The organism is Allomuricauda sp. MMSF_3307 (assembly GCF_030733585.1).
GTDB lineage: Bacteria > Bacteroidota > Bacteroidia > Flavobacteriales > Flavobacteriaceae > Flagellimonas.
The window spans coordinates 28,412-43,824 of record NZ_JASHIQ010000007.1; the positions used below are offsets into that span (position 1 = coordinate 28,412).

10 protein-coding genes are annotated in these 15,413 nt (G+C 40.2%); 8 read left to right on the forward strand and 2 right to left on the reverse strand.

The features are described 5' to 3' along the window. Nucleotides 1-70 precede the first annotated feature (70 nt). Nucleotides 71-829 carry a LytR/AlgR family response regulator transcription factor gene (locus RBB12_RS15495; RefSeq protein WP_306014565.1) on the forward strand — a complete coding sequence of 253 codons (759 nt, stop codon included), beginning with the start codon at nt 71-73 and terminating at the stop codon, nt 827-829. Here RBB12_RS15495 and RBB12_RS15500 read toward each other — a convergent pair. Beyond that, nucleotides 821-1,867 (reverse strand): response regulator, encoded by a 1,047-nt coding sequence (locus RBB12_RS15500; protein ID WP_306014566.1) that lies wholly within the window; start codon nt 1,865-1,867, stop codon nt 821-823. The two genes, RBB12_RS15495 and RBB12_RS15500, sit on opposite strands and share 9 nt — an antisense overlap. Continuing rightward, nucleotides 1,860-7,625, reverse strand: a complete 5,766-nt coding sequence (locus RBB12_RS15505) for an ATP-binding protein (protein WP_306014567.1) — start codon at nt 7,623-7,625, stop codon at nt 1,860-1,862. The genes RBB12_RS15500 and RBB12_RS15505 overlap by 8 nt, the downstream gene beginning before the upstream one ends. Nucleotides 7,626-7,976: 351 nt before the next feature. On the opposite strand from RBB12_RS15505, the gene RBB12_RS15510 reads away from it, so the two are divergent. From RBB12_RS15510 to RBB12_RS15540, 7 genes are all read left to right on the forward strand, one after another. Next, complete coding sequence (locus RBB12_RS15510) at nt 7,977-8,762, forward strand: helix-turn-helix domain-containing protein (protein WP_306014568.1); 786 nt, start codon at nt 7,977-7,979, stop codon at nt 8,760-8,762. A 283-nt stretch (nt 8,763-9,045) separates the two neighbouring features. Further along, a complete protein-coding gene (locus RBB12_RS15515) occupies nt 9,046-9,777 on the forward strand; it encodes an isochorismatase family protein (RefSeq protein ID WP_306014569.1) in 732 nt (243 codons plus the stop codon). A 524-nt stretch (nt 9,778-10,301) separates the two neighbouring features. Further along, nucleotides 10,302-10,883 (forward strand): Crp/Fnr family transcriptional regulator, encoded by a 582-nt coding sequence (locus RBB12_RS15520; protein WP_306014570.1) that lies wholly within the window; start codon nt 10,302-10,304, stop codon nt 10,881-10,883. A 63-nt stretch (nt 10,884-10,946) separates the two neighbouring features. Then, entirely contained in the window at nt 10,947-11,570 is a 624-nt protein-coding gene (locus tag RBB12_RS15525; RefSeq protein ID WP_306014571.1) for an FMN-dependent NADH-azoreductase, read from the forward strand. Between the two features lie 268 nt (nt 11,571-11,838). Beyond that, nucleotides 11,839-12,048: a PLD nuclease N-terminal domain-containing protein gene (locus RBB12_RS15530; protein WP_179384999.1), complete on the forward strand. Its 210-nt coding sequence runs from the start codon at nt 11,839-11,841 to the stop codon at nt 12,046-12,048. A gap of 323 nt (nt 12,049-12,371) precedes the next feature. Further along, nucleotides 12,372-14,729, forward strand: a complete 2,358-nt coding sequence (locus RBB12_RS15535; protein WP_306014572.1) for a TonB-dependent receptor — start codon at nt 12,372-12,374, stop codon at nt 14,727-14,729. 26 nt (nt 14,730-14,755) lie between these two features. Further along, nucleotides 14,756-15,241, forward strand: a complete 486-nt coding sequence (locus tag RBB12_RS15540) for a thioredoxin fold domain-containing protein (RefSeq protein ID WP_306014573.1) — start codon at nt 14,756-14,758, stop codon at nt 15,239-15,241. The last annotated feature ends 172 nt before the right edge of the window (nt 15,242-15,413 follow it).

The window sequence follows — 15,413 nt, forward strand, 5'->3', positions numbered from 1 at the left end:
TTTGAACACAAAGTAGACATAATTCTTCAAATTGCCCTATATTTAGTAGGTATTTTGCAATATGCCAAACATGAACCAACCAATCCGATCCATTTTGGTGGATGATGAGCAACGACATCATGATGTCCTTGGAAAAATGCTTGAGACATTTTGTCCAAATGTAGAGGTGGTGGGCCATGCCTTTTCCGTAGATGAAGCGATTGCCCTGATTCAATCAGAGCATCCAAAGTTGGTCTTTTTGGATATTGAAATGCCCGAAGGCAATGGATTTACATTATTCGATCATTTCGAAGAACCTGATTTTGAAGTGATTTTCACCACCGCACATGACCTATATGCCATAAATGCTATTAAGTATGCGGCCTTAGACTACTTATTAAAGCCCATTAACATACAAGAACTCAAGAAAGCAGTAGCGCGTGCAGAAAAAATATTGGCCAAACAAGCACCATCAAGGGAAGAGGAATATCAGGTTTTAAGGGAGAACACCAAGTTACAGGACAGAAATTACACCAAGATTGCGCTCCGATCTTCGGAAGGAATCGATTTTGTGGAGGCCAATCGCCTACTGCGTGTGGAAGCGAATCATGTATATTCCAACTTTTATCTTGATAACGGAAAAATGATCATGGTTTCCAAACCTTTAGGAGATTTTGAACCGTTATTGGAATCCTTTAATTTTTTTAGGGTACACAAATCCCACATGGTCAATTTGAATCACGTAGAAAAATACGTAAAGGGCAAGGGTGGTTATTTAGTACTTAAAGATGGGTCCCACGTGGACGTGTCCGTACGAAAAAAAGAAGCCTTGCTAAAAAAATTAGTGTAGGTCATTGGGAAAGCAAAGCGTTACCTCTGTCCCTGCCGGCTCGCCATCCTTTTCCAAATCCTTGATAACAACACTGAACAAATCCATACCAAATTCCATATTCAATAGTTCCAAACGAGCCTCAATATTGGACATGGCTGTTGATTGGTGCTGCCCCTTAGAAATGGCCGATGCCAATTCCCTGCCAATACCATTATCACTTATGGTGCAATAAATGGAAGTTTCGGTTTCCCTAGCCTCAAATAAAAGATGGCCGGGGCGGGTGGATCTTCGTAAGCCGTGAATTATCGCATTTTCCAAATAGGGTTGTATCAACATGGGGGGCACCATAATGTTTTCAGGCGTATCGATATTTACCCGAATCTCATACGTAAAGACATTATTAAAACGCATTCTCTCCAATTTCAAATAGGTATGCAAAAACTCCAGTTCTTTGGAAAGTGTAATATGGGACAATGTCGAATTCTCAAGGTTCTGTCTCATGAGTCCAGCAAACTCAGAAAGATAATCAAGTACTTTTTCCATCTCATTGGCCAGGACAAATTCTTGGATGGACGAAAGGGAATTGAAAATAAAATGAGGGTTCATCTGAGAAGACAGCATTTTCATTCGGGCCCGCAGCGCCTCTTGTTGCTGTTGATGCATTTCATTCTTGTGAAACCGAGAAGCTGAGATTACAGATTGGACCCTAGCCTTCAAGATTTCATGGTGTATCGGTTTTTTTATATAATCACTGGCTCCCAAGGCAAAACACTTACCAAGTGTTTCATCTTCTTCCTCTGCACTGATGATAATTACAGGAAGTGTTTTATAAGCCGGGTCGGCTTTTAACTGCTGCAGCAAATCGAAGCCACTTATTTCCGGAAGGTTTAAATCCAATAAGACCAAATCGAATTTTTGACTTGACAAACGCTGGAACAAAAATTGACCTTTTGGTATAAAGGATATATGGTACCCTTCCTCGGCCAAAACGTGATTGACCAATTCCAAAACCTGTCGATTGTCGTCAACGATTAGGATAGAAGTGTCATTATACATTCAATGCATCGGTTAAGAATTCCTGTAATGCCTCTTCATCACCAGTATAAATGGCATCCTCCAATTTATCCATGGCCGCCGAGGGCAAAATGTTGCTTAGCGTTGCAGCTACCTTAGCCAATTTTTCCGTTTCAAAAATTGGAAGCTTCCTGATGGTCTCCAGAGCGTGGTTTTTTTGATATAATTCTCGTTCATCCAGCGTTCGTGAAGTTTCAATTCTATTGACAGCAGTATCGGGCAGAAAGCGTTTCAAAAGACCGACCAGCTTGGGTACTTGAACAGGTTTGGTAAGGTACGCGGAAAAACCTGCTTTGATAGCGGCTTCTTGGTGCTCTTTAAAGGCATCTGCCGACAATCCGATCACAGGGACATCCAAGTTTGACTCACGAATCAGTTTAAGGGTTCCAAAACCATCGATTTCAGGCATATGAATATCCATAAAAATAATGTCGGGATGATAACGCTTGGCTAGGGACAACCCTTCCTTGCCATCGCTTGCCAGCAGAATTTCAGCACCCAGCTCCGAGAACAGAGCCCTAATCATCTCTTGATTCATAGGATGATCTTCAACCACTAAAATTTTACTATTTAGCGGTATCCTATAATTCGCCAATAGAGCTTCGGTGTTATTTGACTGCATTGGGGCAGCTTTTTGATACGGTATCTTGATAGTGAAACATGTGCCCTTGCCCTCATCACTTTCAACATGTACTTCACCCTTTAAAATATCAACCAAACTTTTGGTTATGGCCAACCCAAGACCGGTACCTCCATATTTCCGGTCCATTCCCGCATCTGACTGTGTAAAGGGCTCAAAAATTCGTTCTAAATCGGTAGTTGGGATTCCGATTCCTTCATCCGAAACCGTAAAGACCATATGGCCATCATTTACACACAAATCAAAATGGACGCTACGTGAAGCGGGGGTAAACTTTACCGCATTGCCAACAATATTCATCAGAATTTGTTTGATTTTGCCACGATCGGAACGAACATATCGTGGTGTCCCAGAACACAAACTATATGCTACTTTTACATCTTTTGATTTTGCAAGACTGTTTTGTATCCGATATACGGAAAAAAATAACTGTCTTAAATCCATGTCCTCGACCAATAATGCTGTTTTTCCTGCCTCGATTTTAGACAGATCTAGAATGTCCCTTATAATTTCAGAAAGCGATTCTGCGCTTTGATAGATATTGCTGAGATATCTCCGAAAGGAATTGGTAAGATTCAAGTCCTTACTTTGATTGGTCAAAATTTGGGAAAAACCAACTATCGCATTTAAAGGGGTACGGATTTCATGGCTCATATTGGCCAAAAATTGAGATTTTGCCTTGTTGGCATTGTCCGCATCATTCTTGGCAAAGATCAAATCCCTTTCCGCTTCTTTTCTCATTTCAATTTCATGTCGCAGATGTTGTGTTCTGTCTTTAATCTTTTCTTCCAATGCTTGGTTAAGTTTTGCAAGCTCCTTCTGGGAACTTGCCAACTCATCGTTTAAAGTAATGGCTTGTTCGTAAAGTATGGAGTTTGTTATAGAAATGGCCGCCTGGGATGCTATGATACGAAATACCTCCAATCCCCCTTCCGTGAACATCCCCGTCATTTGACTATTGGCAACATAAAGTACACCGACAAGATCGCCTTGCTTTATTAGCGGCATCAATAGCAGTGAGCCCGAAGTATCGGAAGGAGAATTTTCCAAATTGGACGAATATTCCGTTAAATCATCAATACACAGCTCCCTCTTATTTAAGGCGACATGCTCTATCAGATTGATGGGCAGCAAAGGGAACTTATTCAATGAACATTCTGAAAATTGCTCATCTGCTGAAATGGTCAAATCGATATATGCGGCTACGTTCAACTCAGAGCCGTTGGATAGGACAAGTGCTCCTTTGTCTGCCCCAGCATTTTCCATAACGATTTGCAATAGGCTTTCAACCAATCTATCTCGATTGACTTCTGCTGAAATGGCCTGGGTTGCCTTTATTAGACTCTGAAAATCAAACCCCTTAAACTTGTTGACATAATTTTCCGGGACATCGTCAAATTTTAAACTGTTTTTTGTGCCGCTGTCCTTGACGCCCCATGCATTGTAAGTTCTGTTCCTGTCATTTTCTAGTGACTCTATCAAAAAACCAAAACTTTCCTTGGGCAGCGTTCTTTGCAGTACATTGGCAACCATGCCCCTAACGGAGTTCAACTTACCTTTTTCGGCCCATCTAAGCGTTTCTTCTATCCTGACGGGAATGTTTTCAAAACATTTGGTTTTACAAGCGAGTATAAGCTCCACCATCTCAAATTCTGCCTTGAAATTTTCAGGTGAGATACGCGCCCAATCCTTTAGAACCTTCTGCCTTTCCCTTACTCTTTCAAAAACCTCGGCCACAGGATTTTTCTGAACCATTAAATCACAAATAGAGTTTATGATCTGGTAACGAAAATATTGGGGTTCTGAATTCGAATAGTGAAGATCCTTTTTATGCTGTGCAAAATATTTTAACGTCTTATTATATTTACCTTGGATACAATAGACCCATCCCCTTAAAATATGATAGCTAGCTTTCGAAGCCTTACAATTGCTTTCCTCCAATAGGCACAAGGCGTCTTGGTCAATTCGATCGATATCTTCGGGACAATCGCCTCTTAACCTATATGCAATGGATTTCATCAAATTCACTTGAGCCTCGAAAACATTGTTATCGTGGAGCTGACCAGGCTGCAGTACATCATTGCAATATCGAAGAAACTCCGTCAACTCGACCCCTGATACTAATTGATTTCGGATTTTTGCATATAGTAGATTATTGGCTCCGAACGCATCACCACGGTCAATACAATAGGCAATACTCGAATCAAGTTCACTTTCCAATGTTTTATAACTATCAATAAAGGGAGCCATCAAAATATGATAGACCGATAAGGTCTTGGAATAATATTTATCCGATTCACTGGAATCCAATAACTCCATCGCCAATAATACCAGCTCTCTGCCTGTTTCAAAAGCACTGAACTTATGACAAAGAAGCGAACCCAAGTGAACCAATATAAAAGGAGATGCCTCGGTAAATCCATTGTCAAACATAAGTCGCCCAAGTTTGAGAAGTAGATACATGTAAAGATTTTGGTCTGTGCGATGTGCAGAAGTGCACATGTTTACCATGATATCCACAGTTTGACCATCCGATCTTGATTGGGTGTTCTTTATTTTGATATGCCTTTTTAGGTCTTTTGGCAGGGACGAACAAAATAATTCATATTTCTGGTGGATTTCTTCCAAATTGCCTGAAAATTTCAACGGTACCCCGAGATTTTCCAGGGCCATCAAACCCTCATCAATATTTTCTTCGAAAAGCGAATACGCTTCAAAGAATTTCATGTTCAGCAGGGATACTTCAGAACACTCCTGTATATTGGAAGCATACGCTATTGCCCTTTTTGAAAATGATTTCCCTTCATCCATGTCTTTTAAAAGGTAGGATGCCTTGGCCAAGTCGAATAATACTTCGTATCTATACATTTCAGTCTTAAACCTGTCCTGCAGTTCCAAGGCGAAGGTTAAGTATTGGAGGGCAATGGAAGGAGAGTTTGAATTGTTGGCCAATTGACCTGCCTGCAAGATGTGGAAGAGGGCTTGTACGACCATCTCCTCATCGATAAGGTTACGTGCTTCAATCAAGTGTTCAACAAGTTGATTGAATTCTGTAGAACTTTGGATGTTTCCTCTTTCCAACCGAAATTGTGCTATCTTATAGTGTAGCTTTTCTGGAAGGACTTCAAAACCTGGGATGGTAAGTTTCAAAGCCGCCTGTTTTATCTGATTATGGTTGAATACAAAGGAAGCATCGGGCAAGTCCAGTTTTGATATTTGTCCAGCATCGCTCAATAATTCCAAAAGGAGTCCTACAATCGTATCTGGATAGTCACATACAAATGCTAATAATGGTATGTTGAAATTGCCATTATCATACGCTGCCACCTTAAGCAGCACTTGAGCTTGATAAGACTGCAGCAATAATTTTTTTTCATAAATGGCCAGTACGTTCTCTGCCACCTCTTGTTTCTTTACCAGCTCCATACTACATTGCCATCTTTGGGCATGATGATCATACGAAATCACTTTATCTTCATAGATAGCATGAAGGAAATGTTTTATGTAGTATGGATTTCCATTGGTTTTTTTATGAATTAAGCTTGCCAAATCTTTAGTTTTCTTTCCCTCTTCCGATAAGGCATCCGATACTATTCTTTCGGTAGCGTCTTCACTTAAAGGTTGTAAATGAATGATAGGTGTATTTTTTTTTCTTTTCCACAGGGAACGCTGAAACTTTCGCAAGGGATGTTCTTCCGTCATTCCATCTGGATTATAGGACAAAACAAACATGACCCTTGATATGGAAGAATTGACCAAATGCTCGATTACTTTGAGGGAAGAAATATCGCACCATTGTGCATCGTCGATAAAAAGAACTCTTTTCAACCCAATACTATCCAATGTGCGACAATATCTTGCAAAAAGGTTTACAAAACGATCGCCGGTTTCCAACGGATCTAAAGTTTCCGGTTCGGGAAGGTTTCCCGTAATATCCTTCAGATCAGGAACAACCTTAAAAAGTGCCGAAAAATCGGCTCCCAGACCAGATACGAAGATATCCCTGATTTCTGCATGACTTTTACCTGATTTCAATAATATTCGTTGAGCTATATTCTTAAAGCCCTCTTGGAATGCCCGATAAGGGGTTGGTTGTGTTTTATCGAACGCACCCATAGAAAATAAAACATCCGGTTCAGTAATGGCGGACTCAAAAGCCTTACCCAAAGAAGTTTTTCCAATTCCACCTGATCCTTCAATAAATGAGACAACAAAATCTCCTTTACGAACTCCATAATACGTATCCATTAACTTTTTAAGAGCATCCTCCCTTTCAAGTAGCTTGTCGGACATATTTATGATACCTGGGGTGTAGTCCATACTCCTAACGGAAAAACCACTAAAATCACCTAAGTGGAATTGGGATTTCAATTCCAGCAAATCCTTCAAAACACCGTCGATGGATTGGTATCGATTTTCGGGTTTTTTCTCTAGAAGGCCATTAATTATTTGATGTATCCCCGTATGTTTCCATTGGGTCTCCATCGTAACTTCCTGATAAGGCTCTGTTAAATGTTTATGGAGCACTTCCTGTTTATCGATCGCTTTGATGAAATGCTCCCCAATGAGCCAATAATGCAATAATATGCCCAGACCATATATGTCGGATCTTTGGTTGGGCTTTAGGTTGCTCCGTTTGCTAAACTCCGGGGCAAGGAAATAAAAGTCCTCTTCTTGGTATTTCGACAAATCGTTTTTGACGTACTCCTTTTGAAATAGGCCAATACCCAATGTAATCAGATTACCATCCTTATCCACTTTAAAACGGTCATCTCGCAAAACACCAAAGCAATGACCCAATTTGTGAATTTCCAAGATAGATTTTGTCAACCTAATGGCCCTTTGCAAAAAACTACCAAACTCGCTATCGGTAGTTGGTCGTAAAGGAAATTCATTTTCCGGAACAGGTGATTTATAGGTTACCTGTTTGGTATTTATAGACGGTATATCTGTAATGGTTAGATTTTCAAAGAAATCTATTTTGACAAGCTCTTCAACTAATTTTGTCTGTATTTCTCCAGACAGACTTTCTTGTATGAAGCACTCATTAGCGTGCAAACTCAGGGAAAGTTCTACATCTTTTATTCTTATCCGTTCCATTAGGTGCGTATTGGATTACAATTTACTCATTTCTATGTGATTACAGGAAACGTTAAGAAGGCAAAAGGCTACGTTTAGAAGAATACCAAGTTACAGCGACCCAAAGAAAGACTCGAAACCTCTTAAAAAAGTACCTCAACAGATGCATTCGTAAGAAAACCATAGTCATTCAGAAGTTCTCACTGGCTACGGGAAAACTAACACGCTACTTTTGACTTGTATTCGATGAACGATCCTGCAGGTCTTTATCCTTTTAGGTTCAACTATACGGTAAAGTACAAGAGCCAAACCCAAAACTTAAACGTCAAGTTCAATGGGACAGTAACAAAATCAACCCTTAAAAAAAACACCATGAGATATATAGAACAGATAAAGGAATCCCAATTGGAAAAGGCCGATATCAAAAGGGCTGGACGAAGTTCACAAATTATCCTGTTCCTGATAAGGGACAGTATAGAAACCAATGAAAAACTAGGTTTGGAAGACACCTATGAATTTATTTTTTCCCTAGAAACCACTACAGATTTCAACCCATCATCACCCATTTTAATTGGCATGTACAACGGAACTTTTGGCACTATGGACATTGAAATGAATCCAGAAGACTTTGTTCCAAAATCCATATTGGAGACTCCCTTGAGTAATCAACTGGCACTTTATCTAGTACAAGAACTTTTGATAAGTCAGCAAAAAGAAAGCTATCATTTGGAAAACATGATCATCACATTGGGGGACTATCTAATAAAACGGAAAGAAATACAATCCGAGCTGAACTGTAAATTGAAGATGGGACTGACCCCTTTCCAAATCCACAAAATCCATCGCTATATAAAAGAACATATTGACCGTCCAATACTTACTTCGGAACTGGCAAAAGTGGTAGAACTAAGTATACATTATTTTATTAGGGTATTTAAACGTACCACAGGAGAAACACCCCACCAATTTGTAACCCGATTAAAACTGGAAGAGGCCAAGAAACTTCTCATATCCACTGATGAAAGTGTTATCCAGGTCGGTTTGGGGATAGGATGCGAAAACCCTAGTCATTTCTCCCAACTGTTCAAATCCAATTTTGGGATTCCTCCCCTACGGTTCAGAAAGACATTTCATAATGGAATGATTGGGCTCAATTAAAATGGAACCAAGATCAAGTTTAGCAAGATATGGTGTAACCTATTGGTCAAAACACATCACTATGTTCCTCATCAAGTTTCGAAAAATTTTTACGAAAAAAGATAGAAATACTGCTGAACCGCCTGAGAAATTAGACTTCAGCAGTGATGACACAGGCTTATTCATTTAATGAAATCGAAAAACTTCTTTTGAATAATTCGAAAGTCCTCTCAATCTAAATTGCTCGACCTACAAATATGTATTCACAATTATCAACATTTTTAATCACTTAATTTTTTACATTATGAAAACAACAATCTTCAACACAACCATTTTATTGGTACTTCTTACCACTTGCTCTCCGAGTCTGTATGCCCAAATTCCTGATCCAGGATTTACCGTAGACAATTCCACCGCCATAGTGATTACAGACCCGCAAAACGATTTTTTAAGTCCCGATGGTGTCACCTGGGGTGTAATTGGTGAGAGTGTGATCAAAAACAAGACCGTTGAAAACTTGGAAACCTTGTTTCAATTAGCGGAGGCGAATGGAATAAAAGTATTTATTTCACCCCATTATTATTACGAGCACGATCATAAATGGCAATTTGAGGGCGCCTTGGAAAAACTAATGCACGACATTGGAATGTTTGACCGTGGAGATCAACTCAACAAAAAAGGATTTGAAGGTTCGGGAGCTGATTGGCTACCCCGATATAAAAAATACATCGAAAAGGACTTTGTAACGGTAGTGGGGCCCCATAAGGTATATGGTCCAGAGCAAAACGACTTAAGTCTACAATTGCGAAAGCAAAAAATTGACAAAATAGTATTGGCAGGGATGTCCGGAAACCTTTGTGTAGAGTCTCATCTTAGAGAACTTCTTGAAGATGGTTTTGAAGTTGCAGTAGTGGTCGATGCAACTGCCTCAGCGGTTACACCAGGATACGATGGTAATGTGGCCGCAGAAATCAACTATAGGTTTGTGGCTAGCCATGTTTACACTACGAAAGAGTTTGAGCAAGCATTGAGATAACAACCCACTTTTATCCTTCAATAACTCAGTTTTTAGACCAATGGCAGAACTCACAATGCTGCTATTGGTTTTTTTGCTTATTCTCAAAAGTTTCATGGCATTAACTAACTGATAAAAGATACCTTGATATACAAGCGAGTCATCACGAAGGCAATGAAAAATAGGTTTACATTGTAATGCTACTTAGTCAATGAACCAAAAAGCAAGCTATTTGCCAACAGCAGCAGTATTTTTTTGATTGGATTCAAGCTCCTAATGTTATTGTGTTAGTGCCTCGATTGGAATACTTTTGGATGCGGAGTTAAGTATTTGTTTAAGATGCTACCGCATATTATCGATAACAAACCTGATTATGATATCCTAACAAAATAATGTTGTCAATCATAATTCTTATCTTCAAATAAGCACCCTGAAATCTGGTAAATCATAGAAATTAAAAAAACCAGAACATACGTACATAGCCATTTGGCAGAAGGGATGTACGAAAAAGAGTCACACGTAAAAACAATTTGGTAAGGCTATAAATGAATGAACAGCTATTTAAATCAATTACAAGACATATTGAATTAAACGCAGAAGAAGAAGATTTGATCAATACTTTTTGGACTGAAAAAATCCTTAACAAAGGAGATTATCTTCTGAGGAATGGAGACATTTGTCGAACCGACAATTTTGTTGTTGACGGAGCATTAAAGGCCTTTTACATTAACCCCGAAACTGGTAGGGAAGAGATTTTATATCTTGCCATTGATAATTGGTGGGCAACGGATATTGAAAGTTTTCAAAAACAACAACCTTCGATGTATAATATCCAAGCGATTAAAAAAACCAACCTGCTGCAAATCGGTTACGACTCTTTTCAAGAAATGCTTCGACAGGTACCAAAGCTTGAGCGCTTTTTTAGGGTCATCCTTGAAAATTATCTTGGGAGTTTACAGAAAAGAATCATCTTAAACAAAACTCTTGATGCCGAACAACGCTATTTGGATTTCGTAAGGAATTATCCAAAAATTGAAATGGAAGTACCCAATTATCTAATCGCTTCCTATTTGGGAGTTACAGCGGAATTTTTAAGCAGAATGCGCAAAAAAATCAAGACATCTTAATCTAGGTCAATTTTTTTCCTTTTAACTATCTAGAACTTTGCACCATAATCAAATTAATCTGTCATGAACAAAGTTTTAATCATCAACGCAAGCGTAAGAGAGGAAAGATCCCAGAGTAGAAAGCTAACACAACTATTTCAAGAAAATTGGAAAAGGAAAAACCCGAATGATAGTTTCACGCATCGAGAAGTTGGACTGGAGACAATTCCTCCTGTAAATGAAGAGTGGATTGCAAGCGCATTTGTCAAGCCTAGTGACAGAACCACAGAAAACCAGTTGGGTGTAGCGCTTAGCGATGAGTTGGTAAAAGAATTTAAAGAACACGATATCTATGTCTTGGGAACACCCATGTATAATTGGTCCATTCCAAGCGGACTAAAAGCTTACATCGACCAAATTATGCGAATCAACGAAACTTGGAAATTCCGTTCAGGGAAACCTGATGGAGATTATGTTGGCCTTCTCAAAAACAAAAAGATGTTTATACTTTCCAGTCGCGGAGACACAGGTTATGGGGAGAATGAAAAGAATGGACATATGAATTTTCAAACTACCTACCTAAAGTTTGTTTTTGGCATCATGGGTGTAAAAGATGTTACCATAATCTCCTTGGACAATGAAGAGTTTGGTGGAGAAATATTCGAGAACACCAAAAAAGATATTTACCAAAAACTTCAACGCATTTAAGTCCTGGGCCACATGGTATTGGCAATCGAATAAAGGTTCAAATACTTAGCAGGTCACTTTTTTATTTCAAAAAAACTCATAAAGTCTGTAAACTATATTTTACAGACTTTTTTATTTTAACAATCTATCGGTTGTATTCTTTTTCCTAGTCCGTATTTTTGATACGGAAAAGAACATTGATTTACTTGCTTATAAGCCAACCTAGGGTGTAAGGCAACGGTTAAATAAGGAATCAGGACAATAACACCTCAGCATTAATTTACGGACTATGCAACAACTTGGAATAATCGGAGCTTGGCAAATCATTTTAATCGTATGTGGATTGGTACTTCCTATTATCGCTTTGATAGATGTCATCCGAAATGAATATACCAAGAACAACAAACTAATCTGGGTTTTAGTGATTCTATTGATGAATTTCCTCGGGGCGCTACTTTACTTCTTGTTTGGCACTTCACAAAAAATCAAAAACAATTAAAAGTTTTAATTGTCCTCGTTAACAAAACGAATTTGGGCTGCCAGAAGTTTCAAGGGGTGGACATATCCCAGCAATAAATCGTAGTATCTCTTCTTTTGTTAGGGCGGTACGCTTAATAACCTATCAGCCCTACTCCATATTCACTATTTAATGTCCCTTTAAGGCGTTACCATTCCTTTTGCTACCATCCCAACGGGCAACACAATCTACTCATACATTTCATTTATGAAATTGTTTCCAATTTTCATTGGGCGATTTTTATACTTATAAATATTTTTTTAGCTTTGTCTAAATTTAATTTTAACCCTACAAAAATGATTCGGTTGAAGCATCTCATATTCTTCTTTTTAACCATCCCATTATCCCTGATTTGGGCCCAAGACAATGCTATCAGAGTTTCTGGTAGGGTAACATCCAACGGAAACCCTGTCCCCTACGCAGCAGTATATTTGAAGAATGGAAATCTCGGTGTCAATACCAACATCGATGGTCAATACCAACTTGAAATCCCAATTGGTGAGCATATTCTGGAAGTAGCTTCCCAAGGCTTCCGGACCAACTCGAAAAAAATCACCATCACATCAAATCAAAATGCAACCTTGAACTTTGAATTGATTGAAGATGCGCTTGGCCTAGACGAAGTGGTCATCAGTGCCACTCGAAACAGGGTGGAACGTCGGAGTGCCCCCGTGGTCGTGTCATCCCTAAAACCAAGATTATTGACCGCTACACAATCCATTTCGGTAGCCGAAGGCTTAAACTTTACCCCCGGTGTCCGCGTGGAAACCAACTGCCAAAACTGTGGGTTTACCCAAGTCCGCTTAAATGGATTGGATGGCGCCTACACTCAAATATTGCTCAACAGCAGACCCATATTCACCTCATTGTTGGGCGTTTATGGATTGGAGCAAATTCCAACCAACATCATAGAACGTGTAGAGGTGGTTCGCAGCGGCGGTTCGGCCCTCTACGGCTCCAATGCCATCGCCGGAACGGTAAACATTATTACCAAAGATCCTATCTTGAATACATGGGAAATCGGAAGCAACATGGCCATTGTGGGGGGCGAAGCATGGGACCGGGTGGTCAACTTCAACAGTTCCATTGTCGCCGATGACCTCTCCAGTGGCGTCACCTTCTTTGGGGCCTACCGCAACCGGGAAGCCTATGATGCGAACGATGATGGTTTTACCGAGCTGGTGGAACTTCGTAATACCACTGTAGGTGCAAAAGCATTTTTTAGGCCTACCGATAGAAGCCGTATCTCATTGAATTTAAATGCCATAAGAGAATACCGCAGAGGTGGTGACAGGCTGGAACTGGCTCCACAATTCACCGACATTACCGAGGAATTGGACCATGATACCTTTATCGGTGGTGCCGATTATGAAATTGATAGCAAGGATGGCACCCAAAAGACCCAAGTGTATACTTCTGCCTCCTATACAAATCGTGATAGCTACTACGGGGGACTGGGCGGTGTCAGAACCCGGCAGGACAGCCTCTTGGCCAACAATGCCTTTGGCACCACCAAAGACTTGGCTTGGGTAAACGGGGTGCAGATTACCAAAACATTCAATAATAAAGACGTTTTGACAATCGGGGCCGAATACAATTATAGCGCCACGGAAGATCAAATTCCCGGCTATGATCGGCTCGTTGACCAAAATGTGAACACCTTGGGCGGATACGCACAATACGAATGGAAACCTTCCGACCAATTTTCTGCCTTGCTCGGAACCAGATTGGACAACGTGAATGTTTTCGGAAATTATTCGGTAGGAGGTCTCGAGAGGGATTTGAACCTCAACCAAACGGCCCTCTCCCCAAGGTTAACGCTATCCTATAAACTTACAGAAACATGGCGTCTTCGGGCCGGATATGCGCGAGGATTCAGGGCCCCACAAACCTTTAACGAAGATCTGCACATCTCAAGCGTAGGTGGCGAACCGCAGTTCGTATTGTTGTCCGATGATTTGGAAACCGAATTTTCAAACGCCTTTACCGGTTCCGTAAACTATTCCAAAACCAAAGACCTGCTACAACTGGATGTATTGGTGGAGGGATTCTACACCCTTTTGGAGGATCCGTTTACACTGGTTAGCACAGGAGCGGTGCTGTCCAACGGTTCCATATTGGAAGAGGTACGAAACGGCGAGGGCGCCCGGGTCTATGGCTCCAACTTTGAACTGGGTCTTTCGCCTGACCCGGAATGGCGTTTTCAATTGGGCGGAACCTTACAGAAAACCGAGTGGAACCAACCTCAAATCCTTTTCGAGAGCGATGGTACCCCGGGGGAAGGCGACATTGTTATCGATGAATTTGTTAGAGTACCCGACTTTTATGGGTATTTGAACACCACTTGGATTCCCAGCGAAAAGTTTAACGTGGACGTCACAGGCACCTATACGGGCAACATGACCGTCCCGAGGGTCATTAGCAATAACGGCTTTTTGGAACTCAATGATTCAGGTTCGTTTTTTGATATGAACATTAAACTGGAAACCCATTTTGATTTCAACGAGTCCTTTATGATAACCCTATCGGGTGGTGTGACCAATATCTTTAATAGCTTTCAAGATGATTTTGATATTGGTCCTGGCCGTGATTCTGATTACGTTTACGGCCCGGACGCTCCGCGCGCCATCTTTTTTGGGCTAAAATTTGGTAAGTTACATTAAGACCAAGATTGCTGTAAACTTTGACAATGTTACGCACACTCTTTTCTAGCATTTGTTTGATTTTTATGATCGCTTCTCCCCTTTTCGGGCAGAAACAAGAGGTGGAGTGGCTTAGTTTCGAACAACTGGAAGATTCCCTTACGGTACAACCCAAAAAAGTCCTGATCTTTTTCAATGCCGATTGGTGTGCATATTGCAAAAAAATGGAAAGAGCTGCATTTAAGGACGCCAAAGTTACCTCCTTGCTTCGCAATGACTATTATGCTGTAAAAATGGATGTTGAAACCGCGGACACTATTGTTTTTGGTGGACAACGCTTTATCAATAGTGAACTGGGCAAAAAAAGAAGCCCCATTCATCAAATACCCAAATTATTGGCTTCACGGGAAAACGCCCCCTTTTCCGTGCCTGCACTAGTTCTATTGGATACCGAGTTCAAAGTGCTCGATAGGTTCTTTGCGTATCTGTCCCCAAAAGGGATGCATAAATTCTTATCACAGGAAACTGAATAACCAGGAATTCTAATTTTTTTACGAATTCCATCACTAAAACTACGTTTTGAAGGTCCTTTTAATCAAAATCGAATCCTTGCACCTGACCTCTCTAACCTTGACTCTGCCGCTTTTTAACCTATTTACATAAAATATGTTTATGGTTTAGGTAATTTATTTAAATAAAAATTTA